Here is a 19,655-nt window from a genome sequence, read left to right as displayed (position 1 = left end):
AAAGGTTAAAACATCCACCGGATGCCGGCGCTGAGCCGGGTTTCCGTTGGTTTTTCGCCGCGCAGGCGGGCATAGTCCGCTGTGCGGCCGAATTTTTGGTCGTAGGTGAGGTCGATATAGGGAGCGAATTCGCGCCTGAATTCGTAGCGGGCCTGCAGGCCGAGGCTGGCGTCGGTCAGGCCGGTTCCGAGACCGAGGGCCGGATCATCCTTTCCGTTGAGGTTCAGTTCCAGGCGAGGCCGAAGAATCAGGCGTTGCGTGACCAGCCACTGGTTCTCGTGGCGTAGCCGCCCGCTGATCGCGCCGTCGTCCCGAACGAACAGGTGCGCTTCCGTCTCGAAGAAGTAGGGCGCCAACCCTGCGACGCCGGCGGCGAGATAGGTATGCGCCTTTGGCGCAGGCAGCCCGGGTACGGCTGGCAAGGACGGTTTGAAATCCTCCCGTATACCGACCTGGGCGTCCCAATAGGTCGCGACGTTGCGGCTGTAGAGCGCCCACAGTTCCGCCTTTTGCGTCTTGCCGCCCGTGATCTCACCTTCGCTTTTCAGCCACAGCCTGTTGATGTCGCCACCGGCCCAGCCGTCGAGGTCCCAGGTGCCGGTCGTCTCGTCGTTCTGGCGTGACAGATCCGTTTCGAGTGTAAAACTGTGGTAGAGGCCCGGCTTGTGCATATCGGCCATGGCATCGAGACCCGGCTGGCGGGCTTGGTTCTGGGCCTGCGCGGACGTCGCCAAGACGATGGCGGCAACTGCGAAGATGACGGGGTTAGTGCGCATGATCGCCTCCCATGTTCATGTTGCTCATGTCCATTGCCGGCATGCCGGGCATCGACTTCTTCTTCGAGGCGGCCGGCTTCACCTTCGATTTGGCCTTGGCCTTGGGCTTCGCCTTTGTCGCCTTGGCAGGTGTCGTCGCCTGGGACGGTTGGGTTGCTGGACCGTTCGGCGATGCCGTGGTCGTGGCAGCAGCCGACTTGTCCGTGTCGTCGTGGCTCATATCCATGCCCGGCATGTCCATCTGACTCATGCCATCCGGCTTCGGTGCGGGCGCCGTCGTCGGCGCGGCATCAGGCGCGCTCATCTGCATGTCCATATGATCCATGGTCATGCCGGGCATGTCCGTCTGCGGCTGGTCCTGGGGCTTGGGAGGTGAGCCACCCATGTCCATGCCCTCCATGCCCTTCATGTCGTCATGGCCCGTATTCATGTCTGCGGCCATGGGCATCATCATTCCAGGGATCGGCCGGATTGGCGCGCCGTCAGCGGTCTTGTCGTCGGGAAGAACGGTCTGGCCGGGCTGCGACACGACCAGGTCGGTCATCATGCCGGACAGCATGTGGAACATCAGATGGCAGTGGAAGGCCCACGTACCCGCATTGTCTGCGGTCAGGATAACGGACATGGTCTGGCCGGGAGGAACGATGACCGTATGCTTGTTCGGCATCTTTTCCGCCGGCTGGCCATTGTCGAGTTGCACGAACATGCCGTGCAAATGCATCGGGTGGGCCATCATGCTGTCATTGATGAAGGTGATGCGGACCCGCTCGTTGTAGGCGACATGGATGCCGATGGCCGGGTCGAACGTCTTGCCGTTCACGGTCCAGATGTAGCGCTCCATGTTGCCGTCGAGACGGACGGTAATCTCTCGGGTCGGTTCGCGTACGTCCGGCTGCTGCCCGAGATACTTCAGGTCGCTGTAGTCGAGGATCGTCGTGCCGGCGGGGGCATGGTGGTCGCCCCACGCCGCCGGCATGTCCATGGCGGACATGTCCATCTTCGAATCGTCCTTCATCATTTTCTGCATGTTCATGTCGGCCATGGTCAGGATCGACCGTGGACGCTGGGCGGGGCTTTCACCCTTCATGCCCTCGCGGGGCGCCAGCGTGCCTATGGCGAATCCTGTCCGGTCGATCGCCTCGGCGGCAATCGTATAGGCCCTGTCATCCTCGGGCGTGACGATGACATCATAGGTCTCGGCATTGCCGATCCGGAATTCGTCAACGACAAAGGGTTCGACCGATTGACCGTCCGCCGATACCACGGTCATTTTAAGCCCTGGGATGCGCACGTCATACATCGTCATGCTGGCGGCGTTGATGAAGCGAAGACGGATGCGCTGGCCGGGTTTGAACAAGCCCGTCCAGTTCTGGTCGGGCGTCATCCCATTCACCGTGAAGTGGTAGCCTTCGACGTCGGACAAGTCGGTCGGGAGCATGTTCATCTTGCCCCACATGCCGGCAGAGGCAACAGCCTTGCCCAATCCCATCTTGCCAACATCGTTGACGAAGTCGCCGAGCGTACGGCGATGATACTGGTAGTAGTCCGGCGCCATCTTCAAATGGGCCTGGATGTCCTCCGCGTCCTCCAGGCTCTCGTCGGCGAGCACTATCGTGTAGTCCTGGTCGGACTGAACGGGATCGGCGGTTTTCGGGGCAATGACCATGCCGGCGTAAAGACCGTCCTGTTCCTGGCCCATCGAGTGGGCGTGGTACCAGTAGGTCCCGGCCTGCCTGATCGGAAAGCGGTAGGTGAAGGTCTGGCCGGGTGCGATGCCGTGGAAGCCGTTGAATCCCGGGACGCCGTCCTGCGAGCCCGGCACGATCAAGCCGTGCCAGTGGATGGACGTTTCTTCCTTCAGGGTGTTGGTCACATGGATGATGGCCTCGTCGCCTTCCGTGAAGCGCAGAACGGGGCCCGGAATCGTTCCGTCGATAGTGATCTTGTTGCGCGGATGTCCGTCGACGGAGACGACCTTGTGCGCAATGGTGAGATTATATTCGCGGATTTCGGCCTGGGCCACCGCCGGCGAGAGCGCCACGGCAAGCCAGCCCAACACCGCGCAAAGCAGGCGTTTCATGGGGAAAATGTTCCTGGAAAGGGACAAGGGAAGGCGCACGCCAGAGCGTGACCGGGGATGTCTTGTCTGTCAGGATCAGGCTCTCGGAGGCCGTTTCAAAGTCTCGACGAGATAGGAACGCAGGGTCTGCGTCTCCGTGCCGATACCGGTCATCGGTTCGACATGGAGAATGGTATATTCCGCGAGCGCCAGGATCGGCGCGGTGGCGGGACAGTGGCTGAGCGGGCAGTTGCAGCCCTCAGAACAGCAGCCGTTAGCATGCCCTTTTGGTGCCTTGGACGGCTTCGCCTTGGCATCGGACGTTTCGGCCGACATTTGGGCCGCCATGGCCTTGGCGCACGCATCGCTCATGCCTGACATTTCGGGCATTGCCGCCGGTGCGGTCGAGGCCGACGCGGCTTCATGCATGACACCCATGGCGGCGGCATGCATCGGCGCCGATATCGTCACGAAGACAAATATCAGTCCGACAATCAACCGTGTCCAGAGCTTCAGCATGTGTGCCAGTTAGAGCAATTGTTGTTAAAAAGAAATGAGAAAGCGGCAGTGCGCACCATACCCCTAATGGGTATGGTGCGCAAGCCTCACAGGCGAGTGTTCCGGATGCGCAGGCTGTTGGCGATGACCGAAACCGAGCTGAAGGCCATGGCTGCCGAGGCCATGATGGGCGACAGCAGCAGACCGAAGGCCGGATAAAGCACGCCGGCGGCGATCGGCACACCCACCACGTTATAGGCAAAGGCGAAAACCAGGTTCTGCTTGATATTACGCATGACAGCCTGGCTCAGTGTCCGCGCCTTGACTATGCCGCGCAGATCGCCCTTGATGAGGGTAATGCCCGCACTTTCCATGGCGATGTCGGTGCCGTTGCCCATGGCAATGCCCACGGTCGCGGCGGCAAGTGCCGGTGCGTCGTTGACGCCGTCCCCGGCCATGGCCACCTTGCGGCCCTTGGCCATCAGCCCTTCGATCACCTCCGCCTTTCGGTCGGGCAGGACGCCAGCTTCAACATCCTCGATGCCGAGGGTCCGGGCAACGGCGCGGGCGGTGGCTTCGTTGTCTCCGGTCAACATGACGAGACGAAGGCCTTCGGCCCTCAAGGCGTTCAGGGCCTGGGGTGTGGAAGCCTTTACGGGATCGGCGACGACGATTATGCCGGCGGGCTTGCCATCGACGGTCGCGTAGACCGCGGTCTGTCCCTGTTCCCGGAAGGGGCGGGCCAGCTCGGTCAATTCCGCGTTCTCTCCGACCAGGGCGGAATTGCCGAGCGCCACGGCAACGCCGTCGACCGTTCCGGTTACGCCCTTGCCCGTAGGCGATTGGAAGTCCGCGACCTTCAGGCTCGGCAGTCCCTTCTCTTTCGCGCCGCGGACAATGGCATCGGCAATCGGGTGCTCGCTCGATGCTTCCAGGGCCGCGGCCAGGGCCAGCAGGTGATCGTCGGAAAAGCCGGCGACGGCCTTGGCGGCGATCAGCTTCGGCTTGCCTTCCGTCAGCGTACCCGTCTTGTCGAAGACCAGCGTGTCGACGCCTTCGAAGGCCTCTAGAACCGCTGCATCGCGTACCAATATGCCTTCGCGAGCGGCGCGGCCGGTCCCGGCCATGATCGACATCGGCGTCGCCAAGCCAAGCGCGCAGGGACAGGCGATGATCAATACGGCGATGGCGTTCAGAATGGCGTGACCGAGCTTCGGTTCGGGACCCCAGACCATCCAGGCGATGAAGGTCAGAGCGGCAGCGGCGACGACGGCGGGCACGAAGTAACCGGATACGATGTCGGCGACGCGCTGGATGGGCGCGCGCGAGCGCTGGGCCTGGCCGACACGCGCCACGATCTGGGCGAGAAGGGTATCGTTGCCAACCCGTGTCGCCTTCATGACAAAGCTTCCGGCCTGGTTGACGGTAGCGCCGGTGACCTTGTCGCCCGTCTGCTTGGCGACCGGCATCGATTCGCCGGTCAGCATGGATTCGTCGACATGACTCGATCCCTCGACCACTTCGCCATCGGTCGGGATTTTCTCCCCCGGACGTACGCGGAGCAGATCGCCGGCCTGGACCTGCTCCAGCGGGATGGTCTCTTCGTCACCGTCCTTCAGGCGATGCGCGGTGGCCGGTGCGAGCTTCAGAAGAGCCCGGATGGCGTTACCGGTCTGGGCCCGGGCCTTCAGTTCGAGAACCTGGCCTACCAGGACCAGCGTCGTAATGATGGCCGCCGCCTCGAAATAGATGTCGGGCGTCATGCCGGGCATATGCGGGAAGGCGTCCGGCGCCAGGACGGCGACGACGGAATATCCCCACGCGACGAGGATGCCCAGGGCGATCAGGGTGAACATGTTGAGGTTGCGGGTCTTCAGTGAATCCCAGCCGCGCGTGAGAAACGGCCATCCGCCCCACAGGGTGACCGGCGTCGCCAGGACGAGCTGTATCCAGACGGAGATCCTGTCGGGAATAAGGGTAGACAGCCCGAAGTGGGCGCCCATGGCGAGAATCGCCACCGGCGCCGACAGGATCGACGAAATCCACAGTCGGCGCGTCATGTCCCGAAGCTCAGGATTGTCGGTGTCTTCCAGGGTAATCGTCTCGGGTTCGAGCGCCATCCCGCAGATCGGGCAGGATCCCGGACCTTCCCGGCGAATCTGCGGGTGCATGGGACAGGTATAGATGACGGCTTGGCCAGCCTTTGGTGTCGGGACCGGTTTGGCAGCCTGGTCGTGCCCATGGTGATTGCAATGGTCGTGATCCGATGGATCCGCCGTCTTTTCCGCGGTCTGTTCATCGACGGGAACGAGGTTCATGTGGCAAATCGGGCAATGGCCGGGACCGTCCTGGCGGATTTCCGGATGCATCGGGCAGGTGAACTGGCCGGCTTCGGCCGTTTCGTTCTTTCCGTGACAGCAGGACTTCGTCGCGCCGTCGCCGTGGTGTTCATGGTCCATGGTGTTTACTCGTACTTCTTGAGGAGCAGCATGATCTCGCCAATCTGCTTGTCACGCTGAGTTTCGTCGCCACACTGGCAGGACTTCACCAGGCACGACGTCATGTGCCTTTCCAGAACGCTGAGTTCGATCGTCTTGATCGCGCTGCGTACGGCACGCAGTTGCGTCAGGATATCGACGCAGTACTGGCCTTCGCCGATCATCCGCTTAATGCCTTCAAGCTGGCCGATGGCGCGGTTAAGACGGGGCGTTTCTTCGGTGTGACTGGGATGTTGCGACACGGGGGGCTCCATATACCTATAGGGGGTATATATACCCCATGGGGTATATTCGCAAGGTCCCGAACCAATCATTCGCGAAGAATTCCCCGCATGCTGGACAGTAGGTCCATTTCGTCCCGGAAAACTGATTTGAATCAATTCGGGCGTGGAATAGCTTCGGACAAGGTTTTTGGCGACAGGACGACGGCGATGGATCACGAACGCATGCGAAGGCTGCATGGCGGCAAATCCGGTGGATTGGAGCGTGTCGGTTTCGACGTCGCTTTGAAAAGCAAGGCGCCGGTTGCCACAGACACCTGGGAATTCCGCTTCGAGCGGCCTGCCGGGTTCGTCTACAAGGCCGGCCGGCACGTCCGGATGACCATGCTTAACCCGGCCTATCGCGACAGGGGCGGGGAGACGCGATTCTTCTCCTTCGCCAGCGCGCCCCATGATGAGGACCTGGTCTTCGTCATGCGCATGCGCGACACGGCTTTCAAGCGCTCTCTCATGGCTTTGAACACGGGCGAGGTCGTGCGGATCGAGATGCTGGTCAACGCCCCGCATGGCGCCTTTGCCCTCGACGAAAACGCCATCGAGCCGGCCGTCTTTCTCGTCGGCGGAATAGGGGTCGTTCCGGCCTATTCCATGATTCGGGATACTCTCGAGCGGTCCACGCCACGGAAGCTTGTGCTGTTTTATGCCTCGCGCACCCCCGAGGACGCGCCGTTTCTCGTGGAGTTGCAGGACCTCGCCGCTCGAAACGCCAATCTCGTGTTCGTTCCGACCATGACCGGCGGCGACCTGCCGTCGTGGGCCGGCGAGAGCGGCCGCAGCGATGCCAACCTGATCAAGCGGCACATCGGCAACTTCATGCCGGCAACCTATTACATCGCGGGTCTGCCGGACATGGTTTCCGCCATGCGTTCGGTGTTGAAGGCTGAAAAAGTCCCGGCGGCAAATGTGCTCGCCGAGGAATTCGGAGGGTTCACCATGGCGCATGGTCACGGCAAAAAGCGGGGCAGTCTTCTCACGATCGGAATCGTATTGGCGGTCGCCGCGGTCGTCGTCGCTCATCTTGCCGCCGGCGCTTTCGTCCTGCGCCTTGGTAGCTTCGAGCTGTCGAATCCCGCCATGATCGCTGTCGGTGGCGTTGCTGCCGTGCTACTTTTGGCGAAACTCGTATTCTTCCTGCGATCGGGACATCGAACATGACGGAAAGACCTGGCGACGGCCACCAGCACATGCATGGTGCGCACGGCCAGGAAGCAAACTTGCCGGCCATCGACCGGCGGGTTGCCCGAACCCGGACAAAGCTTGAACGTGCCTTTTTCCATTTGATGCAGGAGAAGGGGTACGACGCGGTTACGATCCATGAAATTTGCGACCGGGCCGGCGTCGGCCGTTCCACCTTCTATACGCATTTCACGGGCAAGGACGACCTGAAGCGCCGGAGCCTGGAGTACCTCCGCGTCGAGCTGCTCGAAAGCCACGCCAGGCTGAAAACGACAGACGACCTGCGGCCATTTGGATTTACACTGGCCATGTTCGAACACGCCCGTCGCCATCTGCCGGCCTACCGGGCGCTCATTGGAAGCGAGGGGCTGTCCGTCAGCCTTGGCAGCATCCGGGATATTCTGGCTGACCTCGTTCGCGCCGAATTGAAAGGGCGTGGAAAGGCTGACGGCCGCGATACGACCGTTGCCTTTGTCGTCGGCGCCTTCATGGCCGTGATGACGCAATGGCTTGACGACGGCGCCAAGACGACACCGGCGGAAATGGACACCCATTTCCGCCGGCTGATCGAGCATGGCGTCGGCTAAGCCAGCCCGCCGCAGGTGCTATTGAATGGAGGTCACCTCGGCGTCGCTCCCTTTGACGGACACGCCGAACGTCACCTTCTGGCCCACCTTGGCCTTGTCGAGCAACGACGACGGATTGGCCTTGAAGGCCATCGTCATGGCCGGCCAATCGACCGCCGGAATGGCTTCGTGCTGTATGGTGATCGTCCCGGCCGCCTTGTCGACGGCGGTTACGGTGCCGACACCGGTTCCGGTCATCGCGGCCGAGTCCATGGTCATTCCGGACATGTCCGACATGCCGGCCATACCCGACATTTCGGACATCCCGGCAGCAGGGCTTTCGGTAGAGGCGGAGGAAGTGTCGGCGGCGGGCTTGGGGCTGCACGCCGAAACGGCCGCGGTGAAGGCCAGGATGTATAGGGTGGTTACCAGGTTCGCTCTCATGATGATCTCCTTTGATTGAGAGGCTGCGGGGAAGGTACGCTTTGCCGCCGGCGGATCAACAGATACGCTGCGGGTACGACAAGCATGGACAAAAGTGGCGCGGTCAGCATGCCGCCGATCATGGGCGCCGCGATGCGGCTCATGACCTCGGAGCCGGCGCCGTGTCCGAACAGGATGGGGAGGAGGCCGGCCAGGATAACACAGACGGTCATAGCTTTGGGACGAACGCGCAGCAGTGCGCCTTCATGGATGGCGGCTTCGACGTCCGAAGGGGTGGGGTCGGCGCCCCGGTTGCGTAGCGCGTCCTTGAGGTAGATCAGCATGATCACGCCGAACTCGGCCGAAACGCCGGCCAGCGCGATAAAACCAACGCCGGTGGCGACTGAGTGGTGGAAGCCCAGCAGATACAGCGTCCAGATCCCGCCAGTCAGCGCAAACGGCAAGGTGAGCATGATCAGAGCGGCTTCGTCAAACCGGCCGAAGGTGACGTAGAGCAGCAGGAAAATGATGACGAGCGTCGCCGGCACGACCAGCTTCAGACGCTCGAGGGCCCGTTGCAGATATTCGAACTGGCCGGAATAGGCCACCGACACGCCGGGCGACAGCTTGACGTCCTTGGCAACCGCCTTCTGCAAATCGCCGACGACCGAGGCGAGGTCGCGGTCTCGGACATCGACATAGACCCAGGTCGAAGGCCGGCCATTCTCGGTCTTCAGCATCGGCGGGCCATCGGCGATCTCGACCTTGGCAACCGTCGATAACGTTATCTGCTGGCCCATCGGGGTAAGGATCGGCAGTTGGCGGAGGCCTTCGAGGCTATCGCGGAGTTCGCGTGGGTAACGGACACTAATCGGATAGCGCGCCAGGCCATCGACCGTCTCACCTACGTTCTCACCGCCGACCGCGCCGGAAACGATCGACTGGACGTCGGAGATATTGAGGCCGTAGCGCCCCGCCGTCGTCCGATCGATGTCGACATCGACATAGCGCCCGCCGGTCAGGCGTTCGGCCAGGGCCGAGCTGACGCCCGGCACGGTTTTGGCCACCGTCTCGACGTCGTGGGCGATACGGTCGAGTTCGGCGAGATTGCTGCCGGAGACCTTGACGCCGATCGGACTCTTGATGCCGGTCGCCAGCATGTCGATCCGGTTGCGGATCGGCGGTACCCAGACATTGGCGAGGCCGGGAACTTTGACGGTCTTGTCCAGTTCATCGACCAGCTTGTCCGGGGTCATACCCGGCCGCCACTGATCGCGCGGCTTGAACTGGATCGTGGTCTCGAACATTTCCATCGGCGCCGGATCGGTGGCGCTCTCGGCGCGCCCGGCCTTGCCGAAGACGGTGGCGACTTCGGGGACGGTCTTGATCAGGCGATCGGTTTGCTGAAGCAGTTCGGACGCCTTGTCCGCCGACAGGCCGGGCAGGGCGGACGGCATATAGAGCAGATCCCCCTCATCGAGCTGCGGCATGAACTCACCGCCGAGCCGTGTCAGCGGCCAGGCCGTTGTCATGAAAGCCAAAGCCGCGATCAGCAGGGTGGTCTTCGGCCGCCGCATGGCCGCATCCAGGACCGGACGGTAGATGTGAGTCAGGAAGCGGTTGAGGGGATTTGACGATTCCGCCGGGATCTTGCCCCGGATCAGATAGCCCATCAGCACCGGCACGAGCGTGACCGACAAGATGGCCGCGCCCGCCATGGCGTAGGTCTTGGTGAAGGCCAGCGGCGAGAACAGCCGGCCTTCCTGTCCTTGCAGGGTGAAGACCGGGATGAAGGAAAAGGTGATGATGAGCAGGCTGAGGAACAGGGCCGGGCCGACTTCGGTTGCGGCCTCGGTGATAACCCGCCAGCGTTCGTTGCCTTCCAGGACCTCGCCCGAATGATCGTGGGTCCAGTGTTCGATCTTCTTGTGCGCGTTCTCGATCATGACCACGGCAGCATCCACCATGGCGCCGATGGCGATGGCGATGCCGCCCAGGGACATGATGTTGGCGTTGACGCCCTGGCTGTGCATGACAATCAGCGCGATCAGAACGCCGATTGGCAGGGTGAGGATGGCGACCAGCGCCGAGCGGACATGCCACAGGAACAGGCCGCAGACGATAGCAACGACCAGGAATTCCTCGATCAGCTTTTCGCGCAGGTTGCCGATGGCGCGGTCGATCAGTTGCGACCGGTCATAGGTGGTGACGACCTCGACGCCCGGCGGCAGGCTTTTCTTCAGCTCAGTCAGCTTGGCTTTGACGGCGGAAATAGTTTCCATGGCGTTCTTGCCGGAACGCAGGATGACCACGCCGCCGGCAACCTCGCCCTGGCCGTTCAGTTCCGCGATGCCCCGGCGCATCTCAGGTCCGATCTGGATGGTGGCGACTTGACCCAAAGTGACGGGGACGCCGCCGGCCACGGTCTTCAACGGGATGGCCCGGAAGTCATCGAGCGTCTTCAGGTAGCCGCCCGCCCGGACCATGTATTCGGCTTCGGCCAGTTCCAGCACGGAGCCGCCGCTTTCGCCATTGGCGTTCTGGATGGCGGAGACCACGTTCTGGTGGGTGACACCATAGGCGGCGAGATTCACCGGATCGAGCACGACCTGATACTGCTTGACCATGCCGCCGATGCTGGCGACTTCGGCCACGCCTGGCAGGGACTTCAGTTCGTAGCGCAGGAACCAGTCCTGCAAGGCGCGCAATTGCGATAGGTCGTGCTGACCGGTCTTGTCGATCAGCGCATATTCATAGACCCAGCCCACGCCGGTTGCGTCCGGACCCAAGGACGGCTTGGCGCCGGCCGGCAGGCGCCCCTGTACCTGATTGAGATATTCCAGGACGCGCGAGCGCGCCCAGTAGAGGTCGGTGCCGTCCTCGAATAGCACATAGACGAAGCTGTCGCCGAAGAAGGAATAGCCGCGCACCGTTTTGGCCCCCGGCACAGACAGCATGGTTGTGGCGAGCGGGTAGGTAACTTGGTTCTCGACGATCTGAGGCGCCTGGCCAGCATAGGAGGTGCGGATGACGACCTGCACGTCGGAGAGATCGGGCAAGGCGTCCACGGCTGTCGCCTTGATGGCGAATATGCCGCCGGCGATAACGGCGATCGTCGCCAGGATGACGAAGAAGCGATTTGTGACGGACCAGCGGATGAGGGCAGCGATCATCGCACCGCCCCCATCGGCCGGATCTGTTCGATGACCGGGCCATCGGGCTTTTGGACAAAGCCGAATGTCACATGATCACCTGTCTTCATGCCCTTCGCGAGCGTGGCCGATGACAGTTTGAACGTCATCGTCATGGCCGGCCAACCGATGGCGGGGACAGGGCCATGGCTCAGGGTAATCGACTCGCCCTTCAGCTGCTCAATCACCCCGTCGGTCCGATAAAGCGTTTGGGGTGAGGCGGGCGCTGCCGGTGGGGCAGAGGTCAAGGGACGGGCATTGATACCGGCCAGGCTCGCTTCCGAGTCGATCAGGAATTGCCCGGAGGCTACGACCGTGTCGCCCTCATTGAGGCCGGCGAGGATTTCGGTGCGGTCACCGCTTTCGCGGCCGGTCTGGACCTCAACCGGTGTAAACCGGCCTTTGCCCGCAGCGAGCATCACCAAGGTGCGTTTGCCGGTACGGATTAGGGATTCGGACGGGACGAAGAGGGCCTGACCAGTATCTCCGCTGAGATGAACCGTGGCAAACATGCCGGGACGCAGTCTGCCGCCCGTATTGGGCAGTTCGACACGCACGTTGAGCGTCCGGCTATCAGCCTGGGCTGTCGGCAGAATGGCGGCGACACTGCCGCTGAAGGTTTCACCCGGAAAGGCCGCCAACTCAGCCGTCACAGCCTGGTTCAGTCTTATGCGGCCGGCCTGGACCTCAGGCACAGACGCTGTAAGCCAGACTGTCGACAGACCCGTCACCTGGGCCAAGGTCTGTCCCTGACTGACGGTCATGCCTTGGCGAACATCGAGGGTCTGTATCGCCCCGCCGACCGGTGTGGTGATGGTAACGACGTTGCTGATATGGCCCGAACGGCCAACGCTGTCGATCAGGCCGGTCGGCATGCCGAGCAGCACCAGCCTCTGCCGGGCCGCGGCCTCAAGCGCCGGGTCATGGGTCTGCCTGACCGCCAGATATTCGGATTGCGCGCCTCCCCACGAGGGGACGAGGATGTCGGCAATCGGGGCGCCGGCCGCGACAATGTCGCCGGGGGCTCGGGCATAGACGCGTTGCACGAAGCCATTCGCCCGCGCCTGGACAATCGCGACATTCCGTTGATTGAAATCGAGCGAGCCAGCGGCGGCGACGCTGTCGGCGAATTCGCCTCGTTCGACGGTAGCCAGGCGCACGCCCAGATTTTGCTGTTGTGTGGGGTCGATGGTAATCCCGGCCAGCGCGTTCCCGGCCTCATCAGCGTATCGCGGGACGAGCTGCATATCCATAAAGGGCGATTTGCCCGGCTTGTCGAAATGCTGGTCCGGCTTCATCGGATCATACCAGTAAAGCACCTTGCCCTTGCCCGCGGTGGCGGGCGTGACGGGGGACTTTCCCGGCCCTTGCAGCTTGGCGAGACCAAAGCCAGCGGCGCCAGCCACGAGGGCAATGAGCGCGGCCGACACACCCAGACGCAGACGGGGAGACAAGTTCAAGAGGGTCATTGCGTATCGCTCCCGTAGGTCAGGGTAATCCGAACGGCATCGACAGCAACATCCGCTTCGCGAGACAACAAGTCGACACGGGCCTCGGCCAGGGCCAGTTGGGCATCCAGAACATCGGACAGCATGGCGGTTCCCGCGCCGTAACTGGCGACTTCAAGATCTGCCCGTTTCTGCGCCAGAGGCACGAGCGTGGCGCGCGCTCGATTGAGCCGGTCATGGTGCATGATGTGATCCGCCAAGTCGGCATCGAGTTGAGCCTGCAACTGACGATGGACCGCCTCTTGGTCCAGGCGGGCCTTGGTGACCTGTTCCTGCCGCGCCTGGATAGCGGGATCTTGCCGGTTCTTCGAGAAAAGGGGCAGGCTGATCGTGACGCCGGTTGAAACCATATCGCCCCACATATGGTCGCGGTGCGCGTAGGTCACATCCCAACCCCAGTCCGGATACTTATTTGCCCTGGCAAGGTTCACGTCCGCATCGGCCTGATCAGCCACGGCAGAATATACGCCAAGCATGGGGTTCCGGTCCAATTCGGCCTGAAGCGCCGATGGGTTGACCTCGAAATCGGGAGGCGTGCCGGCGGTATCCGCCGTCTCATCGCCGGTCCAACGCACAAGTTCAGCGCGCGCTCTGGCGACTTCAGCCGTCAGGTCGGCACGACGGTCACCCAAAGCGGCCATGAGTTGATCCGCCGCCAGTGTCTGAGACGGGCGAAGGCCGCCACTGGTCAGTTGAGAGGTTGCCGTTTTCTGGTTCGATGAAATCGTGACGGCGACATCGTCGAGCGCCGCGAGCTTCGCCTTGGCATAATAAAGATTAACCCACGCGACGGCCGTATTGACCTGAACGGAGCGGTATTCGACAGTCTGGCTGGCTCGGGCGGCATTGATATCCGCATCCGCCCGACTACGTTCCGCTCGCCGTTTAATGGCATTCGGGACGTCCTGCGTGACCCCAACGGTTGTCATGGTCATGCTTTCGCGGCTGAACGATCCCGCGGGGGGGCCGGAGATGGGAAAGTTCTCGATACCAAATCGCAGCTTGGGATCGGGCAGCCGTCCGGCGGAAACAGCCGATGAACGGGCGGCGTCGACATCCGCCGACTTGGCCGCGAGACTCGGCGCGGACTTTTGCGCCAGTGTTAGCGCCGCATCAAAGGTGAGCGGTTCGGCACGCGCGAGCGGCGCGGCGAGAGCGACCGATAAGGCCGCACAGAATAGGATTCGCATTGGAGAAGACCTGACAAGGTAATCCCTGCGTTAGGGCAGGGCTCAAATCCGCGTCCGGCAAGTGCCGCTATACATATGAGATAGCGCGCACGGGCAAGCCACGGGCGTCAAGCGGTCAATGGCCGCTTATGTCAGGCGAGTGATTTTGGAGGGGGAATGAGCAGTCGAGGCTCTTCGGCAACCGACGAAGTGGTCAGGTCTTCGAACGATGCTTGAACGATAGCCAGCATCGGCTGCGATGCCAACGGCTTGACGTCGAAAGCGACACTCAAGCCACACATAGCGATGCAATTGTTGAAACAGGATTTGTCGGGAGACTTGCTCGACTTTTCATGATCACAGCAATCCATTGAATTGCTACTCATGGCAGTCATCGCCATGGACGCGGTCATACCCTCGCAATCTCGCTGAGCCGCCTGCGCATGCAGTGGCGAGACGAGCAGGCCCATGACGGCGAATATGTAAAGCACAGCCTTCAGCATCGCTAGAAAGCATATGGTATCGGCGCATAAAGTCAATCGTGTTGGACTTTGCCGCGCAGACATGATGTCGCACGGCAGCCACCGCCATCCATCGGCATATCGTTTTTGCTTGTCCGGCTCCCACCTATTGAGAGTTTAGCAGAAACCCCTTAAGTTTTCTCAGATTTGGCAAGCCTCAGTGGTCGTCAGTCATTGGAAAGGTCACTTTCCTAACCATCATTTCCCCGCTCCAACATAGAACGCTTTTTACTCTACATCGGCGACTCGCTTCCGAAGCGTCAAGGGCTGGCGCATACGGCAATCGCAAGCCCATTCTTAAGCAATCACAACTTTGCGCGTCGCGGTATGGCGAACGATCTTTGTGAATTGCAGCTTGTGCCGGCTACGTTGGCAGTGGCCTCCCGCTGCCAACGTCGTCCTAATTTAGACTAAGTCGGTCGGAGCCATCCGTGCTCATCTCGCCTAATGGCTTCAAGCTTTTCTTTCAAAACGCGATCCGGGGCGGAAAATAAAGTTCGAAGTACTGACGCAATGGACAGCCAGGCTTTTTCTCCCTACTTTTACGTACATTAAGAAAAATGGGCTTTAATGGCGCGCGTGTGCTCCTGTTGACGGCAAAAAGACCGCACAAGGCTGAGCCCGAACCATCTGCTCGTCCATCAGCCAAAAAAGGTCACTCATGATCCTTACTCATCAGGAGCATCATCAGATCACACCTGTGAAATCAATCGGGCCTGTGCCTGATTGTAAAGTCCGGATCGGAAGTCTTAAACAGTAACCTGCGTCCCAAGTTCAACAACACGGCCCGGCGGGATATGGAAGAACTCGGTCGGATTGGTGGCGTTTTTCATGAGGAAGATAAACAGCTTGTCCTGCCAGATTGGCATCCCGGAATTGGCTGACGGCACGACATTGCGCTTGCCCAGGAAGAAGCTGGTGGACATGATATCGAATTTCAGGCCGAGCTTTCGGCACAGACCGAGCGCGCGCGGCAGGTTGGGGCTTTCCATGAAGCCGTAGGCCACCGTGATCCGTTTGAAATCTTCGTTCAGAATATCGATCGTAATGCGGTTCGCCTCATCGACCCGAGGTGTATTGGTGGTCTTTACCGTCAGGATGATATTCTTTTCGTGCAGAACCTTGTTGTGCTTGAGGTTGTGCATGAGGGCCACGGGGGCCAATTCGGCGTCTGACGTCAGGAAAATGGCGGTGCCGGCAACACGGTGCGGCGGCCGCTTTTTGAGCATGTCGGCCAAGTCGAGCAAGGATACGCTGTCGCGCCGGGCCTTTTCAGTCAGGGTGCGAGTGCCTTTCGTCCACGTGTGCATGATCAAGATCAGGACCAGGCCGAATGCAAGAGGCATCCAGGCGCCGGAAAAGAACTTCGTCAGGTTTGACGCCATGAAGATGGCTTCAATAATGCCAAGGGGAATGAGCAGGGCAAGCGTGCGCACCTTCGGCCACAGCCAGACCTTGCGGATGACGATATAGGCCATGATCGTGCTGATGAACATTGTCCCCGTAACGGCGATGCCGTAGGCGGAGGTGAGTTTGTCTGAGCTTTGGAACATGACGATCAGCACCAGCACGCCGATCATTAGCATGGTGTTGATCTGCGGCACGAAAATCTGACCGGCCTGTGTTTCCGATGTTCGTTGTATATCAATTCTCGGCATCAGGCCAAGCTGAACGGCCTGTTGTGTCATCGAATAGGCCCCGGTGATAACGGCCTGGGAGGCGATCACAGTCGCCATGGTGGCGAGGAGCATGACCGGCCAGTAGAACATGTCCGGCACCATGCGCCAGAACGGGTTCTCATGCGCCGTCGGATCAACGAGGGTCAGGGCGCCCTGACCAAGATAGTTCAGGATCAGGCAGGGAAAAACGACCCAAAGCCAGGCCATGTTGATGGGCCTTTTCCCGAAGTGGCCCATATCAGCGTACAAGGCTTCTGCTCCAGTAACGACCAGGAAGACGCTGCCCAGGATAATGAAACCGGTAAGTCCGTTGGCCAGCAGGAACTGAATGCCGTAAACCGGGCTCAGAGATTGCAGGATCATCGGCTTCTGCGCCACATAATAGACGCCCATGCCGGCAATCACGATGAACCAGGCAAGCATGACGGGGCCGAAGAACCGCGCCACCTTGGCAGTGCCTTTTGACTGAACCAGGAACAGAGCAACCAGAATGACGATCGAAATCGGCACAATATAGCCATCGACGCTGTGCCCGACTCCAGGCGCGTCTTTCAGTCCTTCGATCGCACTCATGACCGACAGGGCCGGCGTGATCAGGCTGTCCCCATAGAACAGGGCGGCCCCGCACATGCCAAGGAAGAAGACGGCCTGCGAATGGCGCCCCAGGGCTTTCTGCGCCAGCGCCATGAGCGCCAGCGTACCGCCTTCGCCCTTGTTGTCCGCTCGCATCAGGAAGATGACGTATTTAACCGTCACAAGCAGGAGCAACGCCCAGAATACAAGCGAGATTACACCGAAGGTGGCCAGTTGCGGATTGGTGCCGGCTCTTGTGTGGTGGAGGGCCTCCCTCATGGCATAAAGCGGGCTGGTGCCGATGTCGCCGAACACGACGCCGATCGCGCCGATCGCCAGCCCCCAGAAGCCGGTGTGGCCGTGGCCGTGACTTTCGATAGCCTCTGCTTCGTTGGATGCTTTTACAGCATCTGGCTCAGGGGAGGGCACTTGAAGGGCGTCGCTGGCTGGCGTTTGGGATGCGGATCCGGCTTCGGACGAAGAGGGGGCATGGGTCATGAATAGGTCTCAGGCAAAGGCAACTAAATATCGAAGGTCTTGGCGCGCGGTATCATTTCAATTTTCCGTCCAGACGCAGGTTGAGTTCAAGGACGTTTACATAAAGTCCGCTGCCTAGCGTGTAGGTGGGGTTATGCGTGGACGCCTGAACGAGCGACGAGACTTTCGCGTCGCTGACGCCGCGCGCCAAAGCCACCCGGTGGATCTGAAACGCCGCTGCCTCGGGGCTGATCCTCGGCATTTGTCCGGGGATGCCAAACGTGATCAGGTCTTCCGGTACTGGTGTATCAGAGTCGGTTCCTAGAAGTACCCTTCGGAATTTCAGCGCATTCTGGCAATCTGGAGAATAGGTTTGTCGATCCAGGTAGCAGTCAGGGGCGGTGGCATCGATAACCTGCCCCCAGAAGTAACGGGGTGCATTTGTGGGGGCGGGATCGAGCGCGGAGGCCAGGACACGGCCTGACCGGTCTCGTATGGCCGTGTCGCTCACCTGGGCATTCCAGGCGTTTCCTATCAAGGCTTTCACGAAAAGGGGATAGGCCACACCCAGCAGCAGTGCCGAGGCCGTGAGAAGCACAAGGGGGGCGCGAAATTGCGATAGGGTCGAGGTCATTTTACGCCTTTGGAAAACGGCGCGGTCGCGGTTGCAAAAGACCCCGCGATGGCGAGGGCAGGGATCATGATCCAGAAGCGGCTGATGAGTGTGCCAAGCCCTCCGATCGGATCGGCAAGAGAGGGAAGCGGCCCGGCCTGTATGTTCAAATCCCTGATCATCAACAGGCCGGTTACTATAATGGTGGGGACAAGCAATGCCGTTGCTGCCATAGTAATGTCGAACAGGCTGAGGCGATGGTCGAGAAAACTTGCCGACTGGCCGAACAGCCCCTTGCGAATGACGACTGTGGCGATAAGGGTAGCGATCAGGCAGTAAAGGACGATTCCGTTGCCGTCCATGAGACCGAACAGGCTGATAGGCGGCGCGGTCTCAAGCCAGCCGGATGCCGCCGCAGATATGGCAAGCAAGCTGGCCGCGCCTGCCATCAGAAGATAGGTGTGGCGCTTCGCGCCTGTCATATTTCCGAACGTCCAGCATAGGGCGGAGGGAAGGAGCCAGCGGGAAAGCCAGTCGAGAAGTTGGGCGAGCGGCGTCGAAACATTCGTAAGATGGGCATTATTCGCATTGATAAAGCTGCCTTCGCTGGTGACTGTCAATTTCAGAGTCTCCAGGGTCGCTATGGTCTGAAAATCGCCGGCCGTCGCAGAGGGATGAAGCAGGTTTTTAACAGCGTATGCCTCTATGGCATCCCCGACGCCGGCCGTGGCGAGGAGCAGGGCATAGGCAAGGGATAGCGGCAGCAGGACGTAGAGCAGGGACCGTACCACATCGACCCAGAAGTTGCCTATCCTTCCCGGTGTGGTGCGCGCGATGCCGCGGGTTACGGCAATGAACACCGACAGGCTGACGGCGGCGGACAGGAAGTTCTGAACCGTCAGCCCGGCCATCTGGCTCAAGGGACTAAGCGCGCCGGCATCAGACTGTAAAGGCTGGCCGGCATCGGTCACGAAGCCGGCGGAGGTATTGAAAGCAAGGCCAGGCGAGAAGCCTTGCGCCGCCTGGCCCGCGCCTGGCAGCGCTGCCTGGAAGATCAGGAGCAGGTAAAGGGCAACGAAACCGAGCCCTGAAAACAGGACAGCGGACAAGGCATAGGTTCTCCATGACATTTCCGCTCGGGCGTCCACCCCTGCGCAATCGTAAAGCCGGGTTTCAAACCACGACATGAGGGGCGCAAGGATGGTCGGTTCTCCACGGAAAACCCGGCTCAGGTAACCGCCGAGCGGCGCGACACATAAGACAAGTATGCCCAGGTTTATAGCCAGATGCAGATAGTCTGCGCGAACGTGTATCGGTACCATGCAACATGCCTTGCAACCTACGGGATTGCGCCGGAGGCCGCGCGGCTCCGTCGTCAATGCGCTGATAAAGCAATCGGTGTATAGAAAGTGTATAATTTTTGTGGCCGCACACAGGACGTGTGTATAATTGCAGAGGTTTCGGCCTTAGTTTTGGCGCAAAAAATAGCTTTTCATGGCTGTTCGATAACCATGATGCGCCGTGGTCTGACCTGTAAAACCCTTAATCTACCATTTTTTTTCAATACATCCCCTATATTTGGCAGGCGTTACGTCTACTCTCTATATGTTTGAGCCTGGCTGTACAGTGCCACTTTCTATACGAAAT

At 60.7% G+C, this 19,655-nt stretch carries 15 protein-coding genes; 2 read left to right on the top strand and 13 right to left on the bottom strand.

Annotation, left to right across the window (positions count from 1 at the left end; genetic code table 11):
* Window positions 1-5: 5 nt before the first annotated feature.
* The 5 genes from BLO49_RS02080 to BLO49_RS02060 all read right to left on the bottom strand — a co-directional run bounded on the left by BLO49_RS02080 (window position 6) and on the right by BLO49_RS02060 (window position 6,073).
* Window positions 6-776: a copper resistance protein B gene (locus BLO49_RS02080; protein WP_090643578.1), complete on the bottom strand. Its 771-nt coding sequence runs from the start codon at window positions 774-776 to the stop codon at window positions 6-8.
* The gene (locus BLO49_RS02075) at window positions 766-2,856 is read right to left on the bottom strand and encodes a multicopper oxidase domain-containing protein (RefSeq protein ID WP_090643575.1); all 2,091 of its coding nucleotides are present in this window, start codon (window positions 2,854-2,856) and stop codon (window positions 766-768) included. Before BLO49_RS02075 ends, BLO49_RS02080 begins: the two co-directional genes overlap by 11 nt.
* A gap of 75 nt (window positions 2,857-2,931) precedes the next feature.
* Complete coding sequence (locus BLO49_RS02070) at window positions 2,932-3,354, bottom strand: hypothetical protein (protein WP_090643573.1); 423 nt, start codon at window positions 3,352-3,354, stop codon at window positions 2,932-2,934.
* 86 nt (window positions 3,355-3,440) lie between these two features.
* Window positions 3,441-5,792 carry a copper-transporting P-type ATPase gene (locus tag BLO49_RS02065; protein ID WP_090643570.1) on the bottom strand — a complete coding sequence of 784 codons (2,352 nt, stop codon included), beginning with the start codon at window positions 5,790-5,792 and terminating at the stop codon, window positions 3,441-3,443.
* A gap of 5 nt (window positions 5,793-5,797) precedes the next feature.
* A complete protein-coding gene (locus BLO49_RS02060; RefSeq protein ID WP_090645982.1) occupies window positions 5,798-6,073 on the bottom strand; it encodes a metal-sensitive transcriptional regulator in 276 nt (91 codons plus the stop codon).
* Window positions 6,074-6,262: 189 nt separating this feature from the next.
* Here BLO49_RS02060 and BLO49_RS02055 point away from each other — a divergent pair, with 189 nt between their 5' ends.
* Together BLO49_RS02055 and BLO49_RS02050 are read left to right on the top strand one after the other, a co-directional pair.
* Window positions 6,263-7,267, top strand: coding sequence for an FAD-dependent oxidoreductase (locus BLO49_RS02055; protein ID WP_170828163.1), 1,005 nt, complete (start codon window positions 6,263-6,265; stop codon window positions 7,265-7,267).
* Entirely contained in the window at window positions 7,264-7,875 is a 612-nt protein-coding gene (locus BLO49_RS02050) for a TetR/AcrR family transcriptional regulator (protein WP_220083687.1), read from the top strand. Before BLO49_RS02055 ends, BLO49_RS02050 begins: the two co-directional genes overlap by 4 nt.
* 18 nt (window positions 7,876-7,893) lie before the next feature.
* On the opposite strand, the gene BLO49_RS18645 is transcribed toward BLO49_RS02050, so the two are convergent.
* The 8 genes from BLO49_RS18645 to BLO49_RS02010 form a co-directional block, all read right to left on the bottom strand.
* Entirely contained in the window at window positions 7,894-8,298 is a 405-nt protein-coding gene (locus tag BLO49_RS18645; protein ID WP_090643564.1) for a copper-binding protein, read from the bottom strand.
* The gene (locus BLO49_RS02040; RefSeq protein ID WP_090643561.1) at window positions 8,295-11,450 is read right to left on the bottom strand and encodes an efflux RND transporter permease subunit; all 3,156 of its coding nucleotides are present in this window, start codon (window positions 11,448-11,450) and stop codon (window positions 8,295-8,297) included. Before BLO49_RS02040 ends, BLO49_RS18645 begins: the two co-directional genes overlap by 4 nt.
* Window positions 11,447-12,937, bottom strand: a complete 1,491-nt coding sequence (locus tag BLO49_RS02035) for an efflux RND transporter periplasmic adaptor subunit (RefSeq protein ID WP_090643559.1) — start codon at window positions 12,935-12,937, stop codon at window positions 11,447-11,449. The genes BLO49_RS02040 and BLO49_RS02035 overlap by 4 nt, the downstream gene beginning before the upstream one ends.
* Entirely contained in the window at window positions 12,934-14,166 is a 1,233-nt protein-coding gene (locus tag BLO49_RS02030; RefSeq protein ID WP_090643556.1) for a TolC family protein, read from the bottom strand. Before BLO49_RS02030 ends, BLO49_RS02035 begins: the two co-directional genes overlap by 4 nt.
* A 131-nt stretch (window positions 14,167-14,297) precedes the next feature.
* Window positions 14,298-14,648, bottom strand: coding sequence for a hypothetical protein (locus BLO49_RS02025; RefSeq protein WP_090643553.1), 351 nt, complete (start codon window positions 14,646-14,648; stop codon window positions 14,298-14,300).
* 767 nt (window positions 14,649-15,415) lie between these two features.
* The gene (locus BLO49_RS02020; RefSeq protein ID WP_281187176.1) at window positions 15,416-17,416 is read right to left on the bottom strand and encodes a potassium transporter Kup; all 2,001 of its coding nucleotides are present in this window, start codon (window positions 17,414-17,416) and stop codon (window positions 15,416-15,418) included.
* 52 nt (window positions 17,417-17,468) lie between these two features.
* Window positions 17,469-18,029 (bottom strand): potassium-transporting ATPase subunit C, encoded by a 561-nt coding sequence (locus BLO49_RS02015; RefSeq protein ID WP_090643551.1) that lies wholly within the window; start codon window positions 18,027-18,029, stop codon window positions 17,469-17,471.
* On the bottom strand, window positions 18,026-19,330 hold the full coding sequence (locus BLO49_RS02010; protein ID WP_090643548.1) for a potassium-transporting ATPase subunit KdpA: 1,305 nt from the start codon (window positions 19,328-19,330) through the stop codon (window positions 18,026-18,028). Before BLO49_RS02010 ends, BLO49_RS02015 begins: the two co-directional genes overlap by 4 nt.
* Between the last annotated feature and the right edge of the window lie 325 nt (window positions 19,331-19,655).

This window comes from Asticcacaulis taihuensis, from assembly GCF_900100255.1.
GTDB classification, from domain to species: Bacteria; Pseudomonadota; Alphaproteobacteria; order Caulobacterales; family Caulobacteraceae; genus Asticcacaulis; species Asticcacaulis taihuensis.
The sequence above is the reverse complement of the archived record's forward strand: the minus strand, read 5'-3'. Positions and strand labels throughout refer to the sequence as shown.